The sequence below is a fragment of the Delftia sp. Lp-1 genome, assembly GCF_020523835.1.
Classification (GTDB): Bacteria; Pseudomonadota; Gammaproteobacteria; order Burkholderiales; family Burkholderiaceae_C; genus Comamonas; species Comamonas acidovorans.
The window spans coordinates 317,816-343,142 of the sequence record NZ_JAJALJ010000004.1 but is presented as its reverse complement, the minus strand read 5'-3'; the positions used below and the strand labels follow the sequence as shown (position 1 = coordinate 343,142).

The 25,327-nt window shown below is 69.9% G+C and carries 23 protein-coding genes; 11 read left to right on the top strand and 12 right to left on the bottom strand.

The genetic code is table 11. The features are described 5' to 3' along the window. Window positions 1–89 precede the first annotated feature (89 nt). On the top strand, window positions 90–881 hold the full coding sequence (locus LGR64_RS26790) for an SDR family NAD(P)-dependent oxidoreductase (RefSeq protein WP_034397753.1): 792 nt from the start codon (window positions 90–92) through the stop codon (window positions 879–881). 17 nt (window positions 882–898) lie between these two features. Here the strand turns inward: LGR64_RS26790 and LGR64_RS26785 are convergent, their stop codons facing one another. The 4 genes from LGR64_RS26785 to LGR64_RS26770 form a co-directional block, all read right to left on the bottom strand. Then, complete coding sequence (locus LGR64_RS26785) at window positions 899–1,180, bottom strand: DUF3325 domain-containing protein (protein WP_012202210.1); 282 nt, start codon at window positions 1,178–1,180, stop codon at window positions 899–901. Next, the gene (locus LGR64_RS26780) at window positions 1,177–2,895 is read right to left on the bottom strand and encodes a PepSY-associated TM helix domain-containing protein (RefSeq protein WP_230357359.1); all 1,719 of its coding nucleotides are present in this window, start codon (window positions 2,893–2,895) and stop codon (window positions 1,177–1,179) included. The genes LGR64_RS26785 and LGR64_RS26780 overlap by 4 nt, the downstream gene beginning before the upstream one ends. After that, window positions 2,892–3,206 (bottom strand): DUF3649 domain-containing protein, encoded by a 315-nt coding sequence (locus LGR64_RS26775; RefSeq protein WP_160851204.1) that lies wholly within the window; start codon window positions 3,204–3,206, stop codon window positions 2,892–2,894. The genes LGR64_RS26780 and LGR64_RS26775 overlap by 4 nt, the downstream gene beginning before the upstream one ends. A gap of 147 nt (window positions 3,207–3,353) precedes the next feature. After that, window positions 3,354–4,214, bottom strand: a complete 861-nt coding sequence (locus LGR64_RS26770; RefSeq protein ID WP_230357357.1) for a LysR substrate-binding domain-containing protein — start codon at window positions 4,212–4,214, stop codon at window positions 3,354–3,356. A gap of 162 nt (window positions 4,215–4,376) precedes the next feature. On the opposite strand from LGR64_RS26770, the gene LGR64_RS26765 reads away from it, so the two are divergent. The 4 genes from LGR64_RS26765 (at window position 4,377) to metC (ending at window position 8,896) form a co-directional block, all read left to right on the top strand. Next, a complete protein-coding gene (locus LGR64_RS26765; protein ID WP_230357479.1) occupies window positions 4,377–4,913 on the top strand; it encodes a cysteine dioxygenase family protein in 537 nt (178 codons plus the stop codon). Between the two features lie 131 nt (window positions 4,914–5,044). Continuing rightward, the gene (locus LGR64_RS26760) at window positions 5,045–6,625 is read left to right on the top strand and encodes a rhodanese-like domain-containing protein (protein ID WP_230357355.1); all 1,581 of its coding nucleotides are present in this window, start codon (window positions 5,045–5,047) and stop codon (window positions 6,623–6,625) included. Between the two features lie 55 nt (window positions 6,626–6,680). Beyond that, entirely contained in the window at window positions 6,681–7,679 is a 999-nt protein-coding gene (locus LGR64_RS26755; protein ID WP_141832819.1) for a Bug family tripartite tricarboxylate transporter substrate binding protein, read from the top strand. Next, entirely contained in the window at window positions 7,679–8,896 is a 1,218-nt protein-coding gene (gene metC / locus LGR64_RS26750) for a cystathionine beta-lyase (protein WP_141832817.1), read from the top strand. Before LGR64_RS26755 ends, metC begins: the two co-directional genes overlap by 1 nt. Window positions 8,897–8,909: 13 nt before the next feature. On the opposite strand, the gene LGR64_RS26745 is transcribed toward metC, so the two are convergent. Then, window positions 8,910–9,983 carry an NAD(P)H-dependent flavin oxidoreductase gene (locus LGR64_RS26745; RefSeq protein ID WP_141832815.1) on the bottom strand — a complete coding sequence of 358 codons (1,074 nt, stop codon included), beginning with the start codon at window positions 9,981–9,983 and terminating at the stop codon, window positions 8,910–8,912. A 34-nt stretch (window positions 9,984–10,017) separates the two neighbouring features. Next, window positions 10,018–11,220, bottom strand: a complete 1,203-nt coding sequence (locus tag LGR64_RS26740) for a YbfB/YjiJ family MFS transporter (RefSeq protein ID WP_141832813.1) — start codon at window positions 11,218–11,220, stop codon at window positions 10,018–10,020. Between the two features lie 102 nt (window positions 11,221–11,322). Between LGR64_RS26740 and LGR64_RS26735 the strand changes: the two genes are divergently transcribed. Further along, a complete protein-coding gene (locus LGR64_RS26735; protein ID WP_034397773.1) occupies window positions 11,323–12,240 on the top strand; it encodes a LysR family transcriptional regulator in 918 nt (305 codons plus the stop codon). Here the strand turns inward: LGR64_RS26735 and LGR64_RS26730 are convergent. From LGR64_RS26730 to LGR64_RS26715, 4 genes are all read right to left on the bottom strand, one after another. Next, a complete protein-coding gene (locus LGR64_RS26730; protein ID WP_034397775.1) occupies window positions 12,235–13,893 on the bottom strand; it encodes a YifB family Mg chelatase-like AAA ATPase in 1,659 nt (552 codons plus the stop codon). The two genes, LGR64_RS26735 and LGR64_RS26730, sit on opposite strands and share 6 nt — an antisense overlap. 166 nt (window positions 13,894–14,059) lie before the next feature. Further along, window positions 14,060–15,442: a tripartite tricarboxylate transporter permease gene (locus tag LGR64_RS26725; RefSeq protein ID WP_123695045.1), complete on the bottom strand. Its 1,383-nt coding sequence runs from the start codon at window positions 15,440–15,442 to the stop codon at window positions 14,060–14,062. A 1-nt stretch (window position 15,443) separates the two neighbouring features. Beyond that, complete coding sequence (locus LGR64_RS26720) at window positions 15,444–15,869, bottom strand: hypothetical protein (protein ID WP_016448616.1); 426 nt, start codon at window positions 15,867–15,869, stop codon at window positions 15,444–15,446. 41 nt (window positions 15,870–15,910) lie between these two features. After that, window positions 15,911–17,200 carry a hydroxymethylglutaryl-CoA reductase, degradative gene (locus LGR64_RS26715; protein WP_016448615.1) on the bottom strand — a complete coding sequence of 430 codons (1,290 nt, stop codon included), beginning with the start codon at window positions 17,198–17,200 and terminating at the stop codon, window positions 15,911–15,913. A 118-nt stretch (window positions 17,201–17,318) separates the two neighbouring features. Between LGR64_RS26715 and LGR64_RS26710 the strand changes: the two genes are divergently transcribed. Then, complete coding sequence (locus LGR64_RS26710) at window positions 17,319–18,725, top strand: aminotransferase-like domain-containing protein (protein ID WP_141832808.1); 1,407 nt, start codon at window positions 17,319–17,321, stop codon at window positions 18,723–18,725. Here LGR64_RS26710 and LGR64_RS26705 read toward each other — a convergent pair. After that, window positions 18,713–19,687 (bottom strand): LysR family transcriptional regulator, encoded by a 975-nt coding sequence (locus tag LGR64_RS26705; RefSeq protein ID WP_185750965.1) that lies wholly within the window; start codon window positions 19,685–19,687, stop codon window positions 18,713–18,715. The genes LGR64_RS26710 and LGR64_RS26705 overlap by 13 nt on opposite strands. A 249-nt stretch (window positions 19,688–19,936) precedes the next feature. On the opposite strand from LGR64_RS26705, the gene LGR64_RS26700 reads away from it, so the two are divergent. Genes LGR64_RS26700 through aldA form a run of 4 tightly spaced genes read left to right on the top strand, consistent with a single transcriptional unit; the run spans window position 19,937 to window position 24,720 of the window. Next, the gene (locus LGR64_RS26700) at window positions 19,937–21,232 is read left to right on the top strand and encodes an MFS transporter (protein ID WP_141832804.1); all 1,296 of its coding nucleotides are present in this window, start codon (window positions 19,937–19,939) and stop codon (window positions 21,230–21,232) included. Window positions 21,233–21,261: 29 nt separating this feature from the next. Next, the gene (gene rhmD, locus LGR64_RS26695; protein ID WP_043823180.1) at window positions 21,262–22,449 is read left to right on the top strand and encodes an L-rhamnonate dehydratase; all 1,188 of its coding nucleotides are present in this window, start codon (window positions 21,262–21,264) and stop codon (window positions 22,447–22,449) included. Window positions 22,450–22,460: 11 nt separating this feature from the next. Then, a complete protein-coding gene (locus LGR64_RS26690) occupies window positions 22,461–23,270 on the top strand; it encodes an HpcH/HpaI aldolase family protein (protein WP_047474140.1) in 810 nt (269 codons plus the stop codon). 16 nt (window positions 23,271–23,286) lie between these two features. Continuing rightward, a complete protein-coding gene (aldA, locus tag LGR64_RS26685; RefSeq protein WP_141832802.1) occupies window positions 23,287–24,720 on the top strand; it encodes an aldehyde dehydrogenase in 1,434 nt (477 codons plus the stop codon). 21 nt (window positions 24,721–24,741) lie between these two features. Here aldA and LGR64_RS26680 read toward each other — a convergent pair whose 3' ends face one another. Further along, window positions 24,742–25,257, bottom strand: a complete 516-nt coding sequence (locus LGR64_RS26680; RefSeq protein ID WP_013800170.1) for a MarR family winged helix-turn-helix transcriptional regulator — start codon at window positions 25,255–25,257, stop codon at window positions 24,742–24,744. Window positions 25,258–25,327: the final 70 nt, after the last annotated feature.

Sequence of the window (25,327 nt, the reverse complement as noted above, 5' to 3'; positions counted from 1 at the left end):
TGAACAAATAAATCAGAAACAGCCAATTTATCCAAAAATAGACCTTCAATACAGTCGCTGTCATTGCAAACCACCTAACGAGGTCCGCCATGACAGCTTCTCCTTCGACCGCTTCTTCCCCTGCCGCCCGCCGCATCGTCCTCGTCACGGGCGGCAGCCGCGGCCTGGGCCGCAATACGGCCGAGCACCTGGCGCGCCAGGGCTTGGACGTGGTGCTGACCTACCGTGAGCGTGCCGACGAGGCCCAGGCCGCCGTGGCCGCCATCGAGGCGCTGGGCGGGCGGGCCGCCGCCCTGCAGCTGGACGTGGCGCGCAGCGCGGGCTTTGCGGACTTTGCGGCCCGCGTGCGCCAGGCGCTGGCCGATACCTGGCAGGCCGACCGCCTTGATGCGCTGGTGCACAACGCCGGCATCGGCATCAACGCGCCATTCGCCACCACCACCGAGGCGCAGTTCGATGAATTGGTCGCCATCCACCTGAAGGCGCCGTTCTTCCTGAGCCAGCACCTGCTGCCCCTGCTGCGCGACGGCGGCAGCATCATCCATCTGTCCAGCGGGCTCACGCGCTTCACCCAGCCGGGCTATGCGGCCTATGCATCCATGAAGGGCGGGGTGGAGGTGCTGACGCGCTACCTGGCGCGCGAGCTGGGGGCGCGCGGCATTCGCGTCAACACGGTGGCGCCGGGGGCGATTGCCACGGATTTTGGCGGTGGCCGTGTGCGCGACGATGCGCAGGTCGGCGCGGCCCTGGCCAGCCAGACGGCACTGGGCCGCGTGGGCCAGCCCGACGACATCGGCCCCGTGATGGCCGCCCTGCTGCAGCCCGGCATGGGCTGGGTGCAGGGCCAGCGCATCGAGGCCTCGGGCGGCATGTTTCTCTGAAGGCGCCGGGAGGGTCGTCAGCGCAGGCGCTCGCGCGCCACCATGGACAGCAGCACGATGGCGGCTGCTGCGGCGATGTGGCCGAACCAGGCCACCAGCCCCAGCGACCAGGGCTCCACCTGCAGCGCCGCCCATAGCGACAGCGCCAGCAGCACCCAGCCGGCCGCGCGCAGGCGCCGGGTGCGGGCGGGTGGCAGTTCCTTGCCGAACAGGTCGCTCTGGTGGCGGTCCATCGCCAGGGCCAGGCAGGCGAAGGCGCCCAGGGCCAGCAGCTGACAGAACAGGTGGGCCATGCTCATGCGCTGGTCTCCGCTGCGGCGGCCGCTGCTGTGGCGGCCACTGCTGTGGCGGCCACTGCCGTGGCGGCTGCCTTGGGCGCGGGCCGGGCGGCGCGCACCGGTTTGGCCTTGGGCTGGTGGCGCTGGGTGCGCAGGGCCAGATGGGCATGCAGTGCGGCCAGGGCCAGCAGCATGAGGTCCATGCCCGCGAATACCCAGTCGCCCGCGCGCAGGCTGGCCAAGAGGCCGCGATCCGTGGTCAGCGCGTTGACCACGGGCAGCAGGGCCAGAACGGCGGCGCCGGCCCACAGCAACTCGATCCAGGCCCGCTTGGCGGGCCGGCCCATCGCCCAGAACAGGGTGGCCCCCCAGGCGATGAACATGGCGTGCACCTCCCACTCGGCGCGCTGCGCCATCTCCACCGGCAGCAGGCGGTTGGCCCAGAGCATGCCGGCCATGCCGATGGACAGGCCGGCAATGGTGGCGATGTTCAGCCGTTCCACGAGCCGGAAGCCGAAATGCGGCCTTTCCGGGTCGGGCAGCTTGCTGCGCCGCTTCACGTTCCACAGCACCAGTCCCGTTCCCACCATGGCCGTGCCCGCAAGGCTGACGATGAAGTACAGCCAGCGCGTGGGCAGGTCGCCGAAGCGGCCCATGTGCAGCGCATAGAGCACGCCGCGCGTCTCGGCGGCGGCGCCCACGCTGTCCTGGGCCTGCAGCAGCTGGCCGCTGACGCCGTCGAACATCATGAACTGCGGGCTGATGGAGACGCGGCCGTTCTCGCCGCGGATGGCGGTCACGCGCGCATTGGCATCGCCGGGCAGGTTGACGTTCAGGCGTTCCACCTGGCCCGCGCCCCAGCGCTGCTCGGCCTGGCGGACCATGTCGGCCAGCGGTGCCAGGGGCGCGGCCTGGCCCGAGGGCTTGCCTGCGGGAACAAAGGCACTGAGCTGCTGGCCGGCCACCACGCGCTGCTCGGGCGTCATGGTGGTGGCCAGATTGGCCCAGGGCATGTACATCAGGGCCAGGGTCACCAGGCCGGTGTACGTGATCATCAGGTGAAAGGGCAGGCCCAGCACCGACAGCGCGTTGTGCGCGTCCAGCCAGGAGCGCTGGCCCTTGCCCCAGCGGAAGGTGAAGAAGTCGGCAAAGATCTTCTTGTGCGTGATCACCCCGCTGACGATGGCCACCAGCATGAACATGGCGCACAGCCCCGCCAGATAGCGGCCCCAGAGCACGGGCATGTAGTGGAACTGGAAGTGGAAGCGGTAGAAGAACTCGCCGCCGCGCGTCTCGCGCACCGGGCCTTCGAGGCGCGTGCCGGTGGCCGGGTCGAAGCGGCCGTTCTCGAAGCGGCGCCTGGCGCCCTTTTCGGTCTGCGGCGGGCTCCAGAACACCGTGGCCACCGTGCTGCGCGCATCGGGCAGGTTGATCAGCCATTGCGGGCTTTGGGGCGCCACATGCGCCATGGCGTCACCCACACGCTGGGCCACGAGCGCGGGCTCGCTCGCCTGGCTCTGGTGCGGCTGCTCGGGCTGCATCCACTGCGTGATCTCGTTCCTGAAATAGCTCACCGTGCCCGTGAGGAACATGGCGTAGAGGAACCAGCCCAGCAGCAGGCCGACCCAGGTGTGCAGGTCTGACATGGTCTGTCGGATGCCGGGCGCCTTGGCAGCTTTCCCGGGCTTGGCGGGCTTGCCGGCCGTGTTCGTGGTGTCCGTGGTGTTCGTGTTCATGCGCCCAGCCCCTTGCCCCAGGTCCACCACGCGGCAGGCGCCAGCACCAGGGCGGCGACCAGCAGGCCGGCCCAGGCGCGCGTGGCGCTGCGCACGGCAAACACCCAGATCACCGCGCCCGCATAGACGGCAAAGCTCAGCAAGGTACCCGAGATCGCCGCCTGCGTGCGGTCGGCCGGCAGGGCCAGCACGGCCACGCTGGCCAGCGCCGCCACGGCGTAGCCGCCAAACAGCGCGGCGAGGATGCGGGAGATCAGCGGCCCGTAGTCACGGAACCAGTCATGGGTGCGGGCAAGAGTGGGAGATGGCATGGCACGGGGGCCTGGAAAGGCTCGAAAAACGCCGGCCGGAGGGGGCGGCGGTGGCGCGGATGTTATTTGAGAATAAGTCCCATTACAAGCTGTGCAGTCAAGTGCGCCGCCACATCCAGCACTGCCGCGCGCCAAGCGCCCCGGCGCTCAGCCCGCCGGCTGGCGCATGCGGGCCTGCAGGTTCTCGAAGATCTGGCGTGTCACGGGGCTGATCACATGGCTGCGGATGTACAGGCGGTAGGCCAGGTCCGGCAGCGGGGGCATGCCGTCGCCCGCGCCCAGCACGCGCAGGCCCGGGTCGAGCTGCTCCACGCCGCGCGCCGTCACGCCCAGGCCGGCGCGCAGCGCCGCGCGTATGCCCACCAGGCTGGTGCAGGTGTGGCGCGGCGTCCAGGCGATGCCGGCCGCATCCAGCGCATCGCAGCCCAGGCGCCGGAAGATGCTGGGCCCGTCGGCCATGACCAGGGGAACGGGCTTGCCCGGGTCATGGGCATAGCCCGCGCCGCACAGCCACACCGTGGGTGTGGAGCGCAGGGCAAAGCCCTCGAAGCCCTCATCCTCCCGGTTGGAGATGGCCAGGTCCAGCTCGCCCTGCTTGAGCGACTCCATCAGGAACGGGCTGCGCCCCACATGGATGTCGATCTGCATGGCCGGAAAGTTCAGCGCGATCTCCTGCAGCACGGGCGGCAGCATGTTGTCGGCCGCGTCGTGGGGTGCGCCAATGCGCACCAGGCCCTGCACCTGGCGGTGCTGCAGGTTGCGCAGCGCCTCGTCGTGGATGGCCAGCATGTGGCGCGCATAGCCCAGCAGGCGCTGGCCGTGGTCGGTGAGGCGTTTTTGCCGGCCCTGCTTCTCGAACAGCGCGTGGCCGATCTTCTCCTCCAGCCGCTGCATCTGCTGGGTGATGGCCGATTGCGTGCGCCCCATCTGCACGGCGGCGGCGGCAAAGCTGTCGTGGCTGGCAATGGCGGCCAGGGTGCGCAGCAAGTCCAGGTCAAGCGTCTCCATACTTCAATTTTATTGAAGTATTTATTGGGCATGCGTGGATTGTTGCGGGCCGGGCGCCTCACTACAGTGGACTTCAACGACGACAAGGAGCCCCCTTTGAACACCACCACCAACACCATCACCGAACAGCGCAGCGCCGCTGTGACAGCAGCCATCGACAGCATGAAGCAGGCCATTGGCGAGGACGCGGCCACGCGTGCCAGCCTGGACACCGTGCTCCAGCAACTGCTGGGCCTGGCCGCGCGCCGCGATTTCTGGCAACAGACCGACTACGCTGCGCCCGAAGAGGGAGAGCACCAGGCGCGCTACCTGATCGCCGAGGACGCCGACCAGAGCTATGCGCTGTACCTCAACGTCATGCGCCCGGGCAAGCGCATCGTGCCGCACAACCACACGACCTGGGCCTGCATTGCCGCCGTGGAAGGCACGGAGCACAACCGCGTCTACGAGCGCACCGACGACGGCTCCGTCCCCGGCAAGGGCACGCTGCGCGAGACGGAGCTTGTGGTGGTCGCACCAGGCCAGGGCATCGCCCTCATGCCCGAGGACATCCACTCCGTGGAGATCCAGGGCGAGCAGGTCATCCGCCACCTGCACATGTACGGCCGCGCGCTGGAGACGCTCAACGAGCGCACCAGCTACGACCTGGCCACCGGTACCTGCCAGACCATGGCCATCGGCGTGCAGACGCGCCGCTGAGCCCAGGCCTTCCGGCCGCTACCTCCCGCTTCCTGCCTTTTCACTGTCCATGCCGCAGCGCGCCCCACGGGGCGCGCGTGGCACGGCTTTGCCCGAAATTCCTTGCCGATCTTTTTCCCGGACCGCATGCAATGACCGCATCCATTGACGCCCACACCCTCAAATCCTGGCTGCACGACGGCCAGGAGATCGCGCTGCTCGACGTGCGCGAGCACGGCCAGTACGGCGAGTCGCACCTGTTCTACGCCACGCCCCTGCCCTACAGCCGGCTGGAGCTGGATGTGCCCCGCCTGGTGCCGCGCCGGCAGGTGCGCGTCGTCACCTACGACGGTGGCGAGGGCGATGCCAGCGCGGGCGTGGCCGAGCGCGCCGCGCGCCGCCTCGAAGCACTGGGCTATACCCAGGTCGCCGTGCTCGAAGGCGGTGCCAAGGCCTGGAGCGCTGCGGGCTACACGCTGTTCGCCGGCGTGAACCTGCCCTCCAAGACCTTTGGCGAACTGGCCGAACACGCCTATGGCACGCCGCGCATCACGGCACAGCAGCTGGCGGCGCGCCAGGCGGCGGGCCTGCCCCTGGTGGTGCTGGACGGCCGGCCCGTCTCCGAGTTCCACAAGATGAACATCCCCGGCGCCATCTGCTGCCCCAATGGCGAGCTGGCGCTGCGCGTGAGCCGCCTGGTGCCCGATGCGGCCACGCCCATCGTGGTCAATTGCGCGGGCCGCACGCGCTCCATCATCGGCGCGCAGACCTTGATCAACCTGGGCATTCCCAACCCCGTCTACGCGCTGGAGAACGGCACCCAGGGCTGGTACCTGGCCGACCTGCCGCTGGAGCACGGCGGCACGCACCGCTATGGCGACGACTCGGCCAGCAGCGCGCTGCAAACACAGGCCCGTGCCCTGGCCGAACGCTTCGACGTGCCCGAGGTCGATGCCGACACCGTGCGCGCCTGGAGCCAGGATGCTGCGCGCACGCTGTTCCTGTGCGATGTGCGCACGCCCGAGGAATTCAAGGCCGGTTCGCTGCCCGGCGCCCAGCACACGCCCGGCGGCCAGCTCATGCAGGCCGGCGACCAGTACGTGGGCGTGCGCGGTGCGCGCCTGGTGCTGTTCGACAGCGATGGCGTGCGCGCCCCCGTGGTGGCCAGCTGGCTGCGCCAGCTCGGCCATGACGCCTGCGTGCTGCGGGGCGGCCTGCAAAGCGGCCTGGACCTGGCACCGGCCCAGCCGCCCCAGGTCCCCGCACTGGCAGGCATCACGGCGCAGGCCCTGCACGAGCGCATGCACCAGGGCGAGGTGGCCGTTGTCGATCTGCGCGCGGGCATGAAGTACCGCGCAGGCCACATCGCCGGGGCCCGCTGGTCCATCCGCCCGTGCCTTGCCAGCGATCTGGCCGGCGAGACGCGCCAGATCGTGCTGGTGGCCGACGAGCCCGGCATGGCGCAATGGGCCGCACTGGAACTGCAGGGCGCCGCGCCGCTGCTGCTCGAAGGCGGTCTGGCCGCATGGCAGCAGGCCGGCCTGCCCGTCGAGGCCACGCCCGACAGCCCCACCGACGCCGAGTGCATCGACTACCTGTTCTTCGTGCACGACCGCCACGACGGCAACAAGGAAGCGGCACGCCGCTACCTGGCCTGGGAGACGGGCCTGGTGCCGCAGCTCGATGCCCAGGAACTGGCCGCCTTCCGCCTGCCGGAGCCGGCAATGTCCTGATCCACGCAAAGAGCATCCGAACAGCCCAACACCACATAACGACAGGAGACAAGACATGTTCGCAACTCTCAACCTTGCCAGGATGCTGGTCGCCAGCCTCGCGGCCCTGGCCATGCTCTCGCAGGCCACGGCCGAGCCGCTGGCTGCGCGCAACGGCTATCCGGCCCAGCCGATCCGCTTCATCTCGCCCTTCCCGCCGGGCGGCGGCAACGACGCCAGCACACGCTGGGTCACCACGCGGCTGACCGAGGCCACGGGCCAGCCCTCCGTGGTGGAAAACCGGGGCGGTGCGGGCGGCAATATCGGCGCCAAGGCCGTGGCCGAGGCCAAGCCCGATGGCTACACCGTGCTCACGGGCCAGGTCTCGCTGATGGCGGTGAACCCCGCGCTCTACAGCGCGCCGGGCTTCGATCCGCTCAAGAACTTCGTGCCCATCACGCAGATCAACGCGGCGCCGCTGGCCATCGTGGTGGCCTCGGCCTCGCCCCTCAAGAGCTTTGCCGACCTGGTGGCGCGCAGCAAGGGCGAGCCGGGCCGCGTCACCTATGCCACGCCCGGCAACGGCACGCTGTCGCACCTGGTGGGCGTGGTGCTGTCCAAGGAAAACGGCGTGCCCATGACCCATGTGCCCTACAAGGGCGCGGGGCCGGCCATCAACGATCTGCTGGGCCAGCAGGTCGATGTGCTGATCACCTCCACCTCGTCCGTGGCCGGCATGATCCAGGCGGGCCAGGTGCGCGCGCTGGCCGTCACCAGCCCGCGCCGCATCGGCGTGTTCGGCAAGGTGCCCACGCTGGAGGAACTGGGCCTGCGCAATGCGCGCTTCGAGGACTGGTACGGCTTCTTCGCTCCCGCCGGCACGCCGCCTGAGCGTGTGGCCTTCTTGCACGACGCCATCGTGCGCACCCTGCAACTGCCTGAAGTGACCAAGCTGGTCGTCGATGGCGGCAGCGAAGTCGTGGCCAATACGCCCGAGGCCTTTGCCGCCCAGCTGCGCCAGGACATGGAGCGCTGGTCGCGCGTGGTCAAGCTCTCGGGCGCGAAGATCGACTGATGGCTGCCGCACACGCCCCCGTGCCTGGCTCATCGGCCCCTGGCGCCCCCGCGCTGGACCTGCAGACCCGGCTGCTGCATGCGGGCAAGCGCCCGGCCTATGCGGGCGGCACGGCCGTCAACCCGCCTCTGGTGCGCGCCAGCACCGTGCTGTTCGAGAGCACGGCACAGCAGCGCGAGATGCGCGAGCGCCGCGCCGGCGAGCGCATCTTCAGCTACGGCGCGCGCGGCACGCCCACCGGCTTTGCGCTGGAAGATGCCGTCAGCGAGCTGGAAGGCGCCCACCGCACGCGGCTGCTGCCCACCGGCCTGGCGGCCATCGGCATGGCCCTGCTCAGCTACCTGCGCCCCGGCGACCATGTGCTGCTGACCGACAGCGCCTACCAGCCTGTGCGCCACCTGGCCGGGCAATGGCTGCGGCCCTACGGCATCGAGTACGACTTCTTCGCGGCCGATGGCAGCGACGCCCAGGCGCGCATGCGCCCCAACACCCGCATGGTCTATGCCGAATGCCCGGGATCGCTGGTCTACGAGATGTGCGACCTGCCCGCGCTGGCGGCCATGGCCCATGCGCGCGGCGCCCTGGTTGTGGCCGACAACACCTGGGGGTCGGGCTGCCAGTACCGGCCGCTGGCGCTGGGGGCCGATGTCTCGGTGATGGCAGCCACCAAGTACCTGTCGGGCCACTCCGACGTGATGATGGGCACCGTGGCCACCACCGAGGCCGCCTGGGAGCCGCTGGCCGCGCGCTGCGATGCCTTCGGCATGGCGGTCAGCCCCGACGATGCCTGGCTGGTGCTGCGCGGCATGCGCTCGCTGGCCGCACGGCTGCAGATGCACGAGGCGCATGCGCTGGAGGTGGCGCACTGGCTGCAGCAGCACCCGGCCGTGGCCACCGTGTTCTGTCCCGCGCTGCCCACGCACCCTGGCCACGCGCTGTGGCTGCGCGACTGCCAGGGCACGAACGGCCTAGTGTCGCTGGAGCTGCAGCCCGGCACCACCGAGGCCGCCGTGGACCGCTTCATCGACGGCCTGCGGTTGTTCGGCATAGGCGCCTCCTGGGGCGGCTACGAGAGCCTGGCGACGGCCGCGCACATGGCGCAGGCGCGCAGCGTCACCGACTGGAGTGCGCGCGGGCCCGTGGTGCGCCTGCACATCGGCCTGGAGTCGCCGCGCGATCTCATCGCCGATCTGGAGCAGGGGCTGGCGGCACTTTAGTGGATAACACGCTCTAGCGGCCTGCCTGAGCACTCGCCAGCTCGCCGGCCAGCGTCTGCACCAGCGCGGCGGCCGGCATCTCGCGCGCCAGCGGCGCACCCTGGCCGGCCCAGTGGGCTGCGTAGTCGGAGCTGCCCTGGGCGGACGCCGCCTGGTGCAGCGCCTTGCCCGCGTCGTAGACGCGCGGGTAGTCGGGCAGGGGCTGGCCATGGCTGGCGCCCAGCGCATGCAGCCGGTTGACCATGCCGCGCGCCGGCCGGCCCGAGATGGCGGCGGTGATGCCCGTGTGGTGGGCGCGTTCGCTGCGCAGCTCGGCACGGTAGGCCGGGCTGGCGGACGATTCAGGGCAGAGGATGAAGGCCGTGCCCAGCTGCGCCGCACAGGCGCCCAGACCCAACGCGGCCGCAATGCCCTCGCCGTCCATGATGCCGCCCGCCGCGATCACCGGCAGGGCGGTGTTGCGCGCCAGCACGCGCACCAGGGCGAAGGTGCCCATCATGCGGTCCTGCGCGGGGTCGAACGTGCCGCGGTGCCCCCCGGCCTCCACGCCCTGGGCCACGATGGCATCGACACCGGCCTGCTCCACCTGGCGCGCCTCGTCCAGCGACGTGGCGCTGGCCAGGGTCACGACGCCGGCCGCGCGCAGCGCGTCGATGAAGCCCTGCTCAGGCAGCCCGAAATGAAAGCTCACCACGGCGGGCCGCTCCTGCAGCAGCATGGCCTGCAGCGCCGCGTTGCCGACGGCGGTGGCGTAGATCTCGTTCAGGCCGGCCGGCGGCTTGGCGCCAAAGCGCGCGAACTCGGGCGCCAGATGGGCCAGCCATGCTGCCTCGCGCTGTGCATCGGCCCGGGCCGGCCGGTGGCAGAACAGGTTGACGTTGAAGGCGCCCGATGTCAGCGCGCGCGTCTGCACGATCTGCTGGCGTGCCTGCTCCGTGCCGCTGGCGCCAATGCCCAGCGAGCCCAGGCCGCCCGCATCGGTGACGGCTGCCGCCAGCGCGGGCGTGGACGTGCCGGCCATGGGGGCCTGGATGATGGGATGGCGCATGCCCAGGCGGGCCATCCATGCGGTCTTTGCGGTGCTCATACGACTCCTTGTTTTCTGTCTCGAATCCGCGCACTCATGCGGCGGCCTGTCGGCGCGCGCTGGCGCGGCTGGTGGCGATCATGAGCGTGCCCAGCAGCAGCGACACGCTGCCGATGACGAACAGACGCTGGTACGAGCCCAGGCCCGCATAGCTCCAGGCCATGAAATATCCCGACACGGCCTGCATCAGCGCAAAGGCCGCCGTCGCATAGCCCCACATGCGCTTGTGCTGCGCGGGGCCGATCAGCTGCATCAGGTAGCCCGAGGTGATGGCCGCCATGCCCGGCGACAAGGCGCCCACCAGAAAGGACGAGGTCGCATGCCCCGCAAATCCCACCCAGAACAGTGGCATGGCAATGGCCAGGGTCTTGACCGCATAGGCGCCCGTGGTCGTGCCCCACCAGCCAAAGCGCGTGGCGCACAGCGAGGCCACCAGCGGCCCGGCAATGGCGCCCAGGCCGAACACGGCCCACTGTGTGGAGGCGTAGGCATCGCCCAACTGCAGCTCGCGCGCCAGGTAGTCCACCCAGAACACCGTGTGCGGCACAAAGCCGAAGGCGTCCGTCATATAGGCCAGCATCACCAGCACCACGGGCAGCGTCCACAGGGGTGCAGCGGGCACGGGCCGTGCATGGGGCGTGATGGCAATGGGCGCAGGCACCGGCAGCCGCCGCACATGGCGCCAGCCCAGCCAGCCGGCCCAGGCGCAGACCGCCGCCAGCGCCCACCAGACGGCGCCCAGGCTCTGGCGCGCCAGCAGCGGTATCAGCGTGGCCGACAGCAGGGCGCCGGCGCCTATGCCGCAGAACATCAGCGGCCCCAGGGCCGCACGCCGCTGCACGGGCGTGGCCGCCAGGGCCACCGAGGGGCCCAGCACCATCAGGATGGCGCCGCCAATGCCCGAGATGCAGCGCCAGGCAAAGAACCAGGGCATGGGCAGAGGCCAGGCGCAGGCCGCAAAGCTCAGCGCCAGGGCCACCCAGCACCACAGCAGCACGCGCAGCGCGCCCAGGCGTTCGGCCAGCGGCGCGGCGGCCAGCGCCCCGATCAGATAGCCCAGCAGGTTGGCCGCACCCAGGTAGGCCACCTGCTCGCCGCTGAACCAGCCGGCATGCACCATCTGCGGCATCAGCGCCGTGTAGGCAAAGCGCGCCAGGCCGACGCCGCTGAGCGTGGCCATGAAGCCGGTCAGCAGCAGGGAAGTTTCGTTGCGTTGGATCACGGGAGTGGGCGCCATGCGGGGAGGATGGGCATACATTAGGCGCTGCCGCTCATCATGTCCAATGATTCAAAATGATGGCGTCGATCTCGATTGAAGATGGACGTCACTGGAGCCGCGATGCAACTGAAGTCCCTGCGCATGTTCCTGGCCGTCTGCGACAGCGGCAGCTTCGGCGCCGCCGCGCAGCAACTGCACACCGTGCAGTCCAACGTGACGGCACATGTGAAAAAGCTCGAGGACGAGGCCGGCGTGCAACTGCTGGAACGCAGCGCTCCCGTGCACGCCACGCCTGCCGGCCGCCTGCTGGAGCAATACGCGCGGCGCATGCTGGCCGACCATGACGAGGCGCTGGCCCTGCTGCAAGGCAGCGCCCGGGCCGCAGGCGCGCTGCGCATAGGCTCCATGGAAACCACGGCCGCGCTGCGCCTGCCGCCGCTGCTGGCGCGCCTGCACCAGGCCCAGCCCGGCCTGGACCTGGAGCTGCGCACGGCCACCACGGCCGAGCTGCTGGCCGATCTGCTTGCCGGGCGGCTGGACTGCGCCTTCGTCTCCGGCATGCCGCCCCAGTCCCGCCTGCAGGGCTGGCGCGTCTTCGAGGAGGAACTGGTCCTGGTCACCGCCTTCGCGCTGCCGCGCTTTCCCGATGCCGCCCAGCTCAGCGCCGTGCCCTTCCTGGCCTTCCGCCAGGGCTGCAGCTACCGCCAGCGCATCGAACTGCTGCTGGCCGCGCGCGGCGTAGCGGCACGCATCATGGAAATGGGATCGCTGGACGCCATCCTCGGCTGCGTGGCCGCCGGCATGGGCTACGGCCTGCTGCCGCGCAGCGTGGTCCAGGCACAGCAGCACCGCTTCGGCGTGCACATCACGGCCCTGCCCGGCGCACTCGCCCAGGAAGTCGCCCGCGTGGAAACCTGGTTCGTCGTGCCCGCGCGCCAGGGCTGGTCGCCTGCGCTGCATGCGTGCGTGGAGGTGCTGGGGATCGACCAGGGGGTTGCGGCTGTCGATGCGCAAGGCCTGGTGCCTGCCGGCTCATGACGGCAACCGCAACACCCTCCGATACTGCATGGCCTCGGCCACATGCCCGGTCTCCACTGCCGCGCTGCCCGCCAGATCCGCAATGGTGCGCGCCACCTTGAGCGCGCGGTGGGTGCTGCGGGCCGACCAGCCCAGGCGTGCGGCGGCCTTGTGGGCGAAGGCCAGGGCCTCGGGCGACAGGCCCAGGTGGTCGTCCAGGGCCTGGCCCTGGAGCTGGTGGTTGGCACTGCCCTGGCGCTGCACGGCCAGCGCGCGGGCCTGGACCACGCGCCCGCGCACGGCCTCGCTGGTTTCGCCCGAGCGCGCGGCCAGCAGCTCCTGCGGGGGCAGGGCGCCGACTTCCACATGCAGGTCGATGCGATCCAGCAGCGGGCCGCTGATACGCGCCTGGTAGCGCGCCACCTTGTCGGGCGTGCAGCGGCAGCGCTGCACCGTCGACCCCCAATGGCCGCAGGGGCAGGGGTTCATGGCCGCGACCAGCTGAAAGCGCGCGGGGAATTCGCAGCGCTGGGCGGCTCTGGCGATGGTGATCTGGCCGGTCTCCAGCGGCTCGCGCAGCGCCTCCAGCGCACTGCGCGCGAACTCGGGGAATTCGTCCAGAAACAGTACTCCGTGGTGGGACTGCGAAATCTCGCCGGGACGCGGTGGCGAGCCTCCTCCGACCAGGGCCACGGCACTGGCCGTGTGATGCGGGCTGGCCGTGGGGCGCTGGCGCCAGCGCTCCGGCGTGAAGCGGCCGGCCAGGCTGGCGATGGCGGCGGCCTCCAGCGCCTCGTCATCGCTCATGGGCGGAAGCAGGTCGGCAAAGCGCTGGGCCAGCATGGACTTGCCCGAGCCCGGCGGCCCCACCAGCAGCAGGCCGTGGCCTCCGGCCGCAGCGATTTCCAGCGCGCGCCGCGCCTGCGCCTGGCCGCGCACCTCGGCCAGGTCCAGGCTGCTGCGCACTGGGGCAGCGGGCTGCGGCTGCACCGCATGCCAGCCCGGGCCGGGGCAGGACCGGACATCGCTGGCTGCCGACAGATCGTCGGTGCTGTCGATGTCATGGGCGCCATCGACTCCATCGGCATCCTCGCCGTTGTCCGTGTCGTCGGCACCGTCCGTGTCCTGCTCCGTCTGCACCAGGGCATTGGCCGAGCGAGTGATGAAGCGGCGCACCACGTCCAGCAGGTGGTGCGCGCAGAAAACCTGGGCCGACGGCACGAAGGCCGCCTCCTGCGCGCTGCCCGGCGGCAGCACCAGGCGGGCGCCGTCCTGCTGGCGGTGCAGGGCCAGGGCTGTGGCCAGCGCGCCGCGCACGGGCCGCAGCGCACCCGACAGCGACAGCTCGCCCGCGAATTCGTAGTCGGCCAGCGCATCGCCATTGATCTGGCCGCTGGCCGCGAGAATGCCCAGAGCAATGGGCAGGTCGAAGCGCCCCGAATCCTTGGGCAGGTCGGCGGGCGCCAGGTTGACGATGATGCGTTTGTTGCTCGGGAACTCCAGCCCGGAGTTCAGCAGCGCCGAGCGCACGCGTTCACGCGCTTCCTTGACCTCGACATCGGCCAGACCCACCAGCGTGAACGACGGCAGGCCGTTGGCCAGATGCACTTCCACAGTGACACGCGGGGCGGCCAGCCCCAGCAGCGCACGACTTTGAACCAGGGCCAGACCCATGGGCACCTCGCAGAAACGACAGACACAAAGCCAGACACAAAGGAAGAGGCCGCCAGCGGTGTGGCGGCCTCGGTAACCCAGTATGGCAACGGCCTTGGGCCTTGTGGGCGGCGGGTGCGGCGCTGCCCCCAAATCTCAGAATGTTCTGACCCTTGTGGCGCAAAAATCAGAACAGCTTCACCAGCGCCGGAACGCTCAGCACGGCCGTGTAGTAGCCCATGAACTGCACGCCGGTGTTGAAGCCGAAGCCGCGCGACAGCAGGCCGCCGAGCAGGCCCATGGTCAGGATCACGAGCAGGCCCAGCAACTGGCCTTCCCAGACGCTGATGACGATGATCAGGCCGACAAAGGTGGCGATGATGGCTTCGTGGCTGACCCGGCGCGAGACGAACAGCGCCGCGCTGCGCGCGAAGTTCATGGCGAAGGGGTAGGACACGAGGGCCGCCAGCACCACGGCCAGCATGCCGTAGCCCAGGAACTCCCAGTGGCTGAGCAGGTTGTGCAGGTTGTTCACCTGGCCCGTGGCGGCATCGACGGTGAAGCGCGGCGGCGCGTTGAACAGCGGCGCGGCGGGGCCGGCGGCCACCGGGCTCAGCGGCAGGCCGAAGGCGATCAGCGGGATCAGCGCCTCGGCGATGTAGGTGGCCTCGGTCACGCCGTTGCGCGCGCTCAGCACCGTGGTCAGGCGGTGGTAGGCATGCTTGATGCGCGAGCCCACCAGCTCGCCCAGCACCACGGTCATGGCCACGGGGCTGAAGACGAAGGTGGCGCTGGAGATGGTGGCCGTGGCCAGGGTCCAGCGCGTCTGCACGCGGTCCAGCACCTTGAGCGGGTTGGGGAAGTAGCCCGACCAGCCCTTCACGTCGGGCGCCAGGTTGAACTGGCGCACCTTGTCGCGCAGCATGCGCTGGCGGCCGGCCGGCGAGATCACGGTGAACAGGTCGGCGATCAGCGGCCCGATGGCAATGCCCAGGAAGTAGCTGATGCTGAGCTTGACCTCGTACTTGGCGGTGAGGCTTTGCAGCGCAATGATGACGACCACGAACGGAATCAGCAGCATCACCGAGGCCCAGCGCCCCGCCGAGAAGTAGGCGATGAGGAGGGCGGCGGCCAGGAAGATCCAGGGCGCCGTCTTGGTGATCATGCTGCCGAAGGGCGCCAGCATCACGGCGAACAGCACGGCCAGCGGCACGGCGACAAAGGCCGCGACGATGCCGCCCGAGACCATCTTGCGCAGCGCGATGTGGGGCACGCCCAGCTTGCGCAGCATGTTGGCGTCCTGCAGCAGCGGCGTGGCCAGCGTGTCGCCGGGAATGCCCAGCAGCGCTGTGGGCACGGCATGCGTCATGTGCTTGGCCACGGCGCCGGCCAGGAAGAAGGTGAACACGCCCGCGGGCGGCACGCCCAGCAGCACCACCAGCAGGGTGAGCGGGGCCAGCGTGGTGGTCTCGTCCGTTCCGGAGACCAGGCCGATGGCGGCGAACACCACGGCGCCTATCAGTCCCATGGCGGCTGCGACGGCGATGTCATTGGTCAGCAGGGCTTCCATCTCATGCCCTCCCGGCCTTGTCGGCGAACAGCTCGTAGAGCTTGAGCTCCTTGAGCTCCTGCACCACGGCGGGCGGCAGGTCCTGCACCGTGCCCAGGCCTCCGGGCTGGCGCGCCAGTTCCTCCAGTACTTCGCGGCGCCATTCGGGGTCGTTCGAGGTGTCCAGCTCGGTCACTTCCCGCTTGGGCGGAAAGGCGCGTGCGCAGATCACGCCGGCGATCACGCAGCCGGCCAGGCCCGCGAGCATGGCGTAGGCGTGGGCCAGCTGGCGCGACTCGACCACCGTGGCCAGCCAGCGGCTGGCCAGGTAGAAGCCCAGCACGCTGATGCCGGTGCCGATGGCAATCGCCCAGGCCAGGTGGCGCAGGTCCACGGTGTCGCCCCAGACCTCGGCCAGCCGCCAGTCGGCGGGATCCTTGCTTGTCATGTGTGTCTCCTTGGGTTTTTGTTTGTGTGGCCGCGCGCTGGTCAGGCCCTGGCGCGCAGCGCGGCCAGCACTTCCAGCGCGCGGTCGGTGCGTACGTCGTGCTCTGCGGCCAGCTGGCGCGCCACGGCATCCACCTCGTCGCCCGTGGCACCGGCCACCAGGGCGATGTTGCGGGCGTGCAGGGCCATGTGGCCGCGCTGAATGCCTTCGGTGGCCAGGGCGCGCAGGGCGCCCAGGTTCTGCGCCAGGCCCACGGCGGCGGCGATCTCGCCCAGTTGCTGGGCGGACTGCAGGTCCATGATCTTCAACGCCAGGCGTGCCAGCGGATGGGTCTTGGTGGCGCCGCCGACCAGCCCGACCGGCATGGGCAGCTCGATGCTGCCGACCAGGGCGCCGCCGGCGTCCTTTTCCCAGCGCGTGAGCGAGGTGTAGCTGCCGCTGCGGCTGGCATAGGCATGGGCGCCGGCCTCGACCGCGCGCCAGTCGTTGCCCGTGGCCACGATGACGGGGTCGATGCCGTTCATGATTCCCTTGTTGTGCGTGGCCGCGCGGTAGGGGTCGATGGCCGCGAAGGTATAGGCGTCCAGCACGCCTTCGATGATCTCCTCGCCGCTGCGCTCCTGCGTGGCCAGGGTCTGCGGCGTGAGCCGCACGCGGGCGCGGGCCAGCCGCAGGTCGGCCAGGTTGGACAGGATGCGCAGCCGCACGCTGCCGCCCGTGATCTGCTCGACCAGGGGCGCCACCGATTCGGCCATGGTGTTGACGGTGTTGGCGCCCATGGCGTCGCGCACGTCCACGATCAGGTGGACCACCAGCATGGGGCCGCGCGGCGTGTCGGGGAAGACGTGGACCTCGATGTCCTTGCAGCCGCCGCCCAGGCCGATCAGCACCTTGTCGCGGCTGTTGGCGCGCTCGATGATCTGCGCACGCGCCTGCAGCACGGCCAGGCGCGCGCCGTGCGGATCGGTCACGCCCAGCACCTGGACCTGGGCGCGCATCAGCGGCAGCGTGCTGGAGGTCTGAAAGCCCCCGTCCTCGCGCGCCAGCTTGGCCATGTACGAGGCGGCGGCCACCACCGAGGGCTCCTCCACCGCCATGGGCACCAGCACGTCGCGGCCGTTGACGCGGAAGTTGCCGGCCACGCCCAGCGGCAGCTCGAAGCTGCCGAACACGTTCTCGATCATGCCGTCGGCCAGCGCCAGGGGCAGTGCGCCGGGGGCGGCGAGCAGGGCGCGCTCGGCATCGGACAGGCCGCAGGCATCGGCCAGGAAATCCCGGCGCTGGGCCGGGGTGAGGGCACGGAAATTGGGCAGGCGCGAATCGGCAACCATGGAAGAAATCTCCTCGGATCAAAACTCTGGTCGCCGGACTGTAGGAAAACTGTACCGCTTTCAAAAGGTACAGTTTCGGGGAACAGTACCATCGCACTGCAACATGAACGGAGGGCGCATGGCAGACACCAGAGGGCGCTCGGCCCCCATTGCCGAGAAGCTGGCCGACCTGATCGGCCAGCAGATCGCCGACGGCGTGTACCGCCCTGGCGACAAGCTGCCTTCGCTGCGCGAACTGGTGCAGCTGCACCGCTATGCCAAGAACACCGTGGTCTCGGCCTTCGATCTGCTGGTCTCGCGCGGCATCGTGGAGCCGCGCCGGGGCTCGGGCTTTTACGTGCTGGGCACGGGGCGCGGTGCCCAGCGCACCGATGAGGACGCGGGCCAGCTGGGCCGCGCCATGGACATCGTCTGGCTGATGCGCGAGCAGCTCAAGACCCAGCCCGACTGCGTGGGCGTGGGCGACGGCTTTCCGCCCGTGGAATGGCTGGCCGACATGCGGCTGGACCGCTACCACCAGAAGGTGGTGCGCACGGGGCTGGGATCGCTGTTCCGCTACGGCAGCCGCTACGGCTATGCGCCGCTGCGCGATAGCCTGGTGCGCAAGCTGGGTGACTTCGGCCTGCAGGCCACGCCGGGCCAGCTGGTGCTGACCCATGGCGCCAATGAGGCCATGGACCTGGTCATTCGCTACTTCGTGCCGCCGGGGGCCTCCGTGCTCGTGGACGAGCCCGGCTACTACCCGCTGTTCGGCAAGCTCAGGCTGGCCGGCGCCCATGTGGTCGGCGTGCCGCGCCTGGCCGACGGGCCCGACGTGGCCGCGCTCGAATCACTGCTGGCCCAGCACCGGCCGCGCCTGTTTTTCACGCAGTCGCTGGCCCACAACCCCACGGGATCCGACATCTCAGCCGCCAAGGCCTACAAGGTGCTGCAGCTGGCCGAGCGCCACAACCTGCTCATCGTCGAGGACGACCCGCTGGCCGACTTCAAGCCCACCTCGGCCGTGCGCCTGTCCACGCTGGACCAGTTGGAGCGCACCATCTACATCGGCAGCTTCTCCAAGTCCTTCTCGGCCGCGCTGCGCGTGGGCTTCATCGCCTGCAACGATGCGCTGGCCAGCGACCTGGCCGACCTCAAGGCGCTGATCCACGTCAGCGGCTCCGAGTACTGCGAGCGCATGGTGGACGTGATGCTGCGCGAGGGCCACTACGAGCGCCACCTGGTGCGCCTGCGCCACAAGCTGGGCCAGGCCACGGCCCAGGCGCTGGGCTGGCTCGATGCAAACGGCTGCGAAGTCTTTGCGCGCAGCCCGCAAAGCCTGTACCTGTGGGTGGCTTTCGCAGGTGTGCAGGACTCGCTGCGGCTGGCCGAGCAACTGGTGCCGCGCAAGCTCAGCATGGCGCCAGGCCGTGTTTTCCACGTCGATCCCTCGGCCGTCTCGCGCTGGTCGCGCTGCAACGTCAGCGCCATGCTGGATGCGCGCTTTCAGGCAGCGATGGGGCAGGTGCTGGCTCAACCCGCCTGAGCCAGCCCCCGGGCCTGCGCACGCAGCAGCGCGATGAAGCGCTGCTGCTCCTGCGTGGGCGCGTCGTCGGTGCGGGTGAGGATGCCGAAGGGCGCCATGGGCACGTCGATGCAGACCGGCAGCGCCCTGACCAGGCCCATGCGCAGATAGTCCTTGAGCGCGGATTCGGACAGCAGCATCACGGCATCGGTCAGTTGCACCAGTTGCTGCATGGAGTACACCGAGCTGCATTCGATGATGTCGGCGGGCGCGGGCAGCTCCAGGCGCTGCAGCAGCTGGTCGAGCGCGATGCGCGCGGGGCTGGTGGCCGGCTGCAGTATCCAGGGCCAGTCGCCGACAAGCTCTTGCCAGCCCAGCTTGCGCCGGCGTGTCAGCGGATGGCCGCTGCGCACGACGACCAGCAGCCGCTCGTTGCCCAGTTCCTCGAAGCTGTAGCTGCTGCTGTGGGCCGCAGGGCTGCGCCGCGCAATGGCCATGTCGATGCGCCGCTGGTCCAGCAGGCGAAGGATCTGGTCGCTGGTGTCGCCCATGATGCGCAACCGCAGCTGCGGGCTTTGCGCCTTCATGCGGGCCACGGCCGTCATCACCAGGTCGGGTGCGGCGCCCATGATGGTGCCGATGGACAGGTAGCCGTAGCCGCCCTGGCGGCGCGCGGCCAGGTCTTCGGCGCAGCGGTCCAGGCTGTTGAGCGAAGCCTCGGCAAACCGCACCAGCTGCGCGCCCAGCGCCGTGGGCCGCATGCCGCGCGGCAGGCGCTCGAAGAGCTGGCAGCCGAACATGTCCTCGATCTCGTGCAGCATGCGCGTGGCCGCAGGCTGGGACATGGCCAGGCTCAGCGATGCGCGGTGAAGGTTCAGGCTCGATCCCAGCGCCACCAGCATGTGCAGGTGCTTGTAGCGCAGGCGGTTGAGCAGGCTGCGGTGCAGCACGGGCGGGGCGGATTCGGGCGTGTTCGCAGGCATAAGCGCAAGGTATCGGATGTGACCGAAATTCGATTTGTTGAGCATCGATCATGCGCCGTACATTGGCCCTGCGACAAGAAAAAACAGACCCAATCCAGGAGACAAGACATGCACAGCCCATCGCCTGTTTCATGACGCGCTGACGCGGCCGGCACCAACGCCGCGGCCGCGCTCGCACCTTCACAAAGCACGCCTTCAGCGCTCCGGACGACCGGGCGTGATGGCCTCTCATTGCCTGCAAGGAAAGTCATGAAAAAACTCCCCGCTCCCCTGCTCGCCAGGATCTCCTGGCGCCTGCTGCCCTTTTTGCTGCTCATGTACATCATGGCCTTCCTGGACCGGGCCAACGTGGGCTTTGCCAAGGTGGCCTTCCAGGCCGATACCGGCATCAGCGATGCTGCCTTCGCCTTTGGCGCGGGCGTGTTCTTCGCGGGCTATGCGCTGCTGGAAGTGCCCAGCAACCTGATCATGCACCGCGTGGGCGCACGCATGTGGATGTGCCGGATCATGGTCACCTGGGGCCTGGTGTCGGCGGCCATGATGTTCGCCCACGACCAGACCACGTTCTACGTGCTGCGCTTTTTGCTGGGCGTGGCCGAGGCGGGATTCTTCCCCGGCGTCATCCTGTACCTGACCTACTGGTTCCCGGCAGCGCACCGCGCGCAGGCCATGGGCTTTTTCTACTTCGGCGCGCCGCTGGCCTTCATCTTCGGCAGCCCGCTGTCGGGCCTGCTGCTGGAGCTGGACGGCATGGGTGGCTGGCACGGCTGGCAGTGGCTGTTCGCGGTGGAGGGGCTGATGGCGGTGGCCGTGGGCATCTGGGCGTATTTCCACCTGGACAACCGCCCCGCCGACGCCACCTGGCTCAGCCGCGAGGACAAGGCGCTGCTGCAGGACATTCTCGACAGCGAAGAGCGCGCCAAGGGCAGCCACAGCCACAGCCTGCTGGCCGCGCTGTGCCAGCCGCGCGTGCTCTACCTGGCGCTGATCTACCTGCTGATCCAGGCCAGCGTCTATGGCGTGGTGTTCTACCTGCCCAGCCAGGTGGCGGGCCTGCTGGGCACCAAGGTGGGCCTGCTGGTGGGCGTGGTCTCGGCCATTCCCTGGCTGTGCGCGCTGCTGGCCGCCTGGTGGATTCCGGGCCATGCCGAGCGAACAGGCCAGCCGCGCGGCATCGCCAGCCTGACGCTGGTGATGGCTGCCGTGGGCATGGCTGCATCGGTGAGTTTCTCCAGCCCCCTGCTGGGTGTGGCCGCGCTGTGCCTGGCGGCGGCCGGCTTCATCGCCGTGCAGCCCGTGTTCTGGACCTTTCCCGCCAACACGCTGGCCGGCGCTGCGGCCGCTGGCGGCATCGCCTTCATCAACTCCCTCGGCGCCGTGGGCGGCTTCATCGCCCCCATCGTCAAGAACTGGGCCGAGGGCTTTTTCCACTCCCCGGCGGCCGGCCTGTACCTGCTGGCCGGCACCACGCTGCTGGCTGCGGCCCTGGTGCTGGGCGTGCGCGCACGCCTGGCGCCGGCCCTGGCCGCACCGTCCGCCGCCTGAACCACTTGCACACGGAGAAAAGCCATCCCATGACACAGATCCCCACCATCAAGCAGGTGCGCGCCTTCACGCTCAAGGGCGGCGGCGCCGACTACCACGACCAGTCCGATGGCCACTGGATCGACGACCACATCGCCACGCCCATGGCCAAGTACCCCGAGTACCGGCAAAGCCGCCGCAGCTTCGGCATCAACGTGCTGGGCACGCTGGTGGTGGAGATCGAGGACAGCGCCGGACGCGTGGGCTTTGCCGTGACCACGGGCGGCGAGCCTGCGGCCTACATCGTCGAAAAGCACCTGGCGCGCTTCCTCGAAGGCGCCCGGGTGACCGACATCGAGCGCATCTGGGACCAGATGTACCTGTCCACGCTGTACTACGGTCGCAAGGGCATCGTCATCAACACCATCTCCGGCGTGGACCTGGCGCTGTGGGACCTGCTGGGCAAGGTGCGCGGCGAGCCCGTGCACCAGCTGCTGGGCGGCGCCGTGCGCGACGAATTGCAGTTCTACGCCACGGGCGCGCGGCCCGACCTGGCGCAGAAGATGGGCTTCATCGGCGGCAAGATGCCGCTGCACCACGGCCCGGCCGAAGGGGAGGAGGGCCTGCGCCGCAACCTGCAGGAGCTGGCCACCATGCGCGAGCGCGTGGGCCCGGACTTCTGGCTCATGCTGGACTGCTGGATGAGCCTGGACGTGAACTACGCCACGCGCCTGGCCCAGGGTGCGCAGGCCCATGGCCTCAAGTGGATCGAGGAGGCCCTGCCGCCCGACGACTACTGGGGCTACGCGGCCCTGCGTAAGAACGTGCCCACTGGCATGCTGGTGACCACGGGCGAGCACGAGGCCACGCGCTGGGGCTTTCGCCAGCTGCTGGAGATGGGCTGCTGCGACATCATCCAGCCTGACGTGGGCTGGTGCGGCGGCATCACCGAGCTGCTCAAGATCTCGGCCCTGGCCGATGCCCACCAGGCCCTGGTCATCCCGCATGGCTCCAGCGTCTACAGCTACCACTTCGTGGCCACGCGCCACAACAGCCCGTTTGCCGAGTTCCTGATGATGGCCCCCAAGGCCGACGAGGTCGTGCCCATGTTCCATCCGCAACTGCTGGGGGAGCCCGTGCCCGTCAACGGCCGCATGCGCCTGTCGGCGCTGGACAAGCCTGGCTTCGGCGTGGAGCTCAACCCCGAGTGCGCGCTGCACCGCCCGTACACGCACTGAAGGAGCCCGCCATGCAACTGCCTGCCAACCCCTTCAAGGCCGCGCTGCGGCGCGCCGAGCCGCTGTACGGCATCTGGGCCGGCTTTGCCACGCCCTATGCGGCCGAGATCATCGCCACCACGGGCTACGACTGGATGCTGGTCGATGGCGAGCATGCCCCCAACACCGTGCCCACGCTGCTGGGCCAACTGCAGGCCGTGGCGCCTTACGCCACGCACCCGGTGGTGCGGGCCGTGCAGGGCGACACCGTGCTCATCAAGCAACTGCTGGACGTGGGCGTGCAGACGCTGATGGTGCCCATGGTGGAGACGGCCGAACAGGCGCGCGAACTGGTGCGCGCCATGCGCTACCCGCCCCACGGCGTGCGCGGCGTGGGCGGCGGCCTGACGCGGGCCACGCGCTGGGATGCCGTGCCCGACTACATCCGCACGGCGCATGAACAGCTGTGCCTGATCGTGCAGATCGAATCGCCCCGGGGCGTGGCCAACGCCGCCGAGATTGCGGCCGTCGATGGCGTGGACGCCGTCTTCATCGGCCCGGCCGACCTGTCCACGGGCATGGGCCACGCGGGCGACGCCAGCCAGGGCGAGGTGCAGGACGCCATACGCCGTACCGTCCAGGCCACGCTGGCCGCCGGCAAGGCCTGCGGCATCCTCGCGCCGCGCGAGGAGGATGCACGCCGCTATGCGGACTGGGGCTGCCGCTTCATCGCCGTGGGCATCGACATCAGCCTGCTGCGCCAGGCTGCGCTGGCCAACCTGGGGCGCTATCGCGCCACCCAAGCCACGGACCAGGCGGCCCCTGCATCCCGCACCTACTGAACCCAAGGAGAACTCCATGGCATCCCTTCCCGTGCTGCGCAATTTCATCGCCGGCAGCTTCACCGACAGCGCCGAACTGCATGAGGTGACCAACCCCGCCACGGGCGCGGTGCTGGCGCGCTCGCCCCTGTCCACTCAGGCCGATGTGGACCGCGCCATCGCCGCCGCGCGTGGCGCCCACAGGGCCTGGGCGCGCCGCCCGGCCGTGGAGCGCGCGCAGTACCTGCGCCGCGTGGCGGCCCGCATCCGCGACAACGCCGCGCGCATTGCGCGCACCATCACCGAGGAGCAGGGCAAGGTCCTGGGCCTGGCCGAGGTCGAGGTGAACTTCACCGCCGACTATCTGGACTACATGGCCGAATGGGCACGCCGCATCGAGGGTGAGGTCATCACCAGCGACAGGGCCAACGAGCAGATCTTTTTGCTGCGCAAGCCGCTAGGCGTGGTCGCGGGCATCCTGCCCTGGAACTTTCCCTTCTTCCTGATCGCCCGCAAGATGGCGCCGGCCCTGCTCACGGGCAACACCATCGTCATCAAGCCCAGCGAGGAAACGCCCATCAACTGCCACGCCTTCACCGAGCTGCTGGCCCAGTGCGAGCTGCCGGCCGGCGTGTTCAACGTGGTCTATGGCCAGGGCGGCACGGGCGCTGCGCTGGCCGGGCATGCGGGCGTGGACATGGTCAGCTTCACGGGCAGCGTGGCCACGGGCGAGCGCATCGCGGCAGCCGCCGCGCCCCACATCACCAAGCTCAACCTGGAGCTGGGCGGCAAGGCCCCGGCCATCGTGCTGGCCGATGCCGACCTGGACCTGGCCGTGCGCGCCATCCGCGACTCGCGCATCATCAACACCGGCCAGGTCTGCAACTGCGCCGAACGCGTCTACGTGCAGCGCCAGGTGGCCGACGAGTTCACGGCCCGCATCGCCCAGGCCATGGCCGCCACGCGCTACGGCGACCCGATTGCGCGCCCCGACGTGGAAATGGGCCCGCTGATCAACCAAAAGGGCCTGGACAGCGTGCAGGCCAAGGTGCGCCAGGCCATCGCCGACGGCGCGCAACTGGTCACGGGCGGGCAGGCCGCAGACCTGGGCGCGGGCTTTCACTTCCAGCCCACGGTGCTGGCCGGCTGCCATGCCGGCATGGAGATCATGCGCAAGGAAATCTTCGGCCCCGTGCTGCCCATCCAGGTGGTGGAGGACCTGGACGAGGCCATCGCCCTGGCCAACGACTGCGAATACGGGCTGACCTCGTCGCTTTACACGCGCGACCTGTCCAAGGCCATGCAGGCCATGCGCGAGATCGACTTCGGCGAGACCTACATCAACCGCGAGAACTTCGAGGCCATGCAGGGCTTCCACGCGGGCGTGCGCAAGTCCGGCGTGGGCGGGGCCGACGGCAAGCACGGCCTGTACGAGTACACGCACACGCACGTGGTGTACCTGCAGGGTTGAGGTGCCTCCTGAGCCTTGGCGTCAGGGCGCTGCCGGTTTCTTGCGGTTGCGCGGCGCCTTGGGCGGCGGGCTGCTGGCCTCCAGCTCCCGCGCCCGGGTGCGGATGCGGGCAAAGGCGCTGGCCATGGCCTGCAGCTCGGGCTCGGGCACGGCGTCCATGAGCTCGCGGTTGATGGCCTGCACCTGCGGGAACAGCTCGGCATGCAGGGCGCGGCCCGTGTCGCTCAGGCGCAGCAGCGCGCGGCGCGCATCGCCCACCTGGCTCTCTTTCCACAACAGCCCCTTGGCCAGCAGCGCCGTGACCGCGCGCGAGGTGCGCGTGCGGTCCAACTGCGCCTGCTCGGCCAGCTGCGAGGGCTGCAGCTGGCCGGCCTCGGCCAGCAGGCAGAGCATGCGCCACTCGCGCCGCGTGATGCCGTAGCGGCCCTCGCACAGGCGCACCACGCGGCTGCCGGCGGCCGCTTGCAGCCGCGCCAGGTGGTAGAGGAACATGTCGTCGAGCACGGCGGGGTGGCGCCAGCGGTGGAGGTCGGTCATGGGCTCGCGGGCCGGTTTCGGGTTTACGCTAGGGATGATGGATTAGATGCATTGTCTGCGGCCTGCGTAC

Coding starts and splice junctions, on each gene's coding strand:
- LGR64_RS26790 (WP_034397753.1), top strand. CDS start 90: ATGACAGCTTCTCCTTCGACCGCTTCTTCCCCTGCCGCCCGCCGCATC.
- LGR64_RS26785 (WP_012202210.1), bottom strand. CDS start 1,180: ATGAGCATGGCCCACCTGTTCTGTCAGCTGCTGGCCCTGGGCGCCTTC.
- LGR64_RS26780 (WP_230357359.1), bottom strand. CDS start 2,895: ATGAACACGAACACCACGGACACCACGAACACGGCCGGCAAGCCCGCC.
- LGR64_RS26775 (WP_160851204.1), bottom strand. CDS start 3,206: ATGCCATCTCCCACTCTTGCCCGCACCCATGACTGGTTCCGTGACTAC.
- LGR64_RS26770 (WP_230357357.1), bottom strand. CDS start 4,214: ATGGAGACGCTTGACCTGGACTTGCTGCGCACCCTGGCCGCCATTGCC.
- LGR64_RS26765 (WP_230357479.1), top strand. CDS start 4,377: ATGAAGCAGGCCATTGGCGAGGACGCGGCCACGCGTGCCAGCCTGGAC.
- LGR64_RS26760 (WP_230357355.1), top strand. CDS start 5,045: ATGACCGCATCCATTGACGCCCACACCCTCAAATCCTGGCTGCACGAC.
- LGR64_RS26755 (WP_141832819.1), top strand. CDS start 6,681: ATGTTCGCAACTCTCAACCTTGCCAGGATGCTGGTCGCCAGCCTCGCG.
- metC (WP_141832817.1), top strand. CDS start 7,679: ATGGCTGCCGCACACGCCCCCGTGCCTGGCTCATCGGCCCCTGGCGCC.
- LGR64_RS26745 (WP_141832815.1), bottom strand. CDS start 9,983: ATGAGCACCGCAAAGACCGCATGGATGGCCCGCCTGGGCATGCGCCAT.
- LGR64_RS26740 (WP_141832813.1), bottom strand. CDS start 11,220: ATGGCGCCCACTCCCGTGATCCAACGCAACGAAACTTCCCTGCTGCTG.
- LGR64_RS26735 (WP_034397773.1), top strand. CDS start 11,323: ATGCAACTGAAGTCCCTGCGCATGTTCCTGGCCGTCTGCGACAGCGGC.
- LGR64_RS26730 (WP_034397775.1), bottom strand. CDS start 13,893: ATGGGTCTGGCCCTGGTTCAAAGTCGTGCGCTGCTGGGGCTGGCCGCC.
- LGR64_RS26725 (WP_123695045.1), bottom strand. CDS start 15,442: ATGGAAGCCCTGCTGACCAATGACATCGCCGTCGCAGCCGCCATGGGA.
- LGR64_RS26720 (WP_016448616.1), bottom strand. CDS start 15,869: ATGACAAGCAAGGATCCCGCCGACTGGCGGCTGGCCGAGGTCTGGGGC.
- LGR64_RS26715 (WP_016448615.1), bottom strand. CDS start 17,200: ATGGTTGCCGATTCGCGCCTGCCCAATTTCCGTGCCCTCACCCCGGCC.
- LGR64_RS26710 (WP_141832808.1), top strand. CDS start 17,319: ATGGCAGACACCAGAGGGCGCTCGGCCCCCATTGCCGAGAAGCTGGCC.
- LGR64_RS26705 (WP_185750965.1), bottom strand. CDS start 19,687: ATGCCTGCGAACACGCCCGAATCCGCCCCGCCCGTGCTGCACCGCAGC.
- LGR64_RS26700 (WP_141832804.1), top strand. CDS start 19,937: ATGAAAAAACTCCCCGCTCCCCTGCTCGCCAGGATCTCCTGGCGCCTG.
- rhmD (WP_043823180.1), top strand. CDS start 21,262: ATGACACAGATCCCCACCATCAAGCAGGTGCGCGCCTTCACGCTCAAG.
- LGR64_RS26690 (WP_047474140.1), top strand. CDS start 22,461: ATGCAACTGCCTGCCAACCCCTTCAAGGCCGCGCTGCGGCGCGCCGAG.
- aldA (WP_141832802.1), top strand. CDS start 23,287: ATGGCATCCCTTCCCGTGCTGCGCAATTTCATCGCCGGCAGCTTCACC.
- LGR64_RS26680 (WP_013800170.1), bottom strand. CDS start 25,257: ATGACCGACCTCCACCGCTGGCGCCACCCCGCCGTGCTCGACGACATG.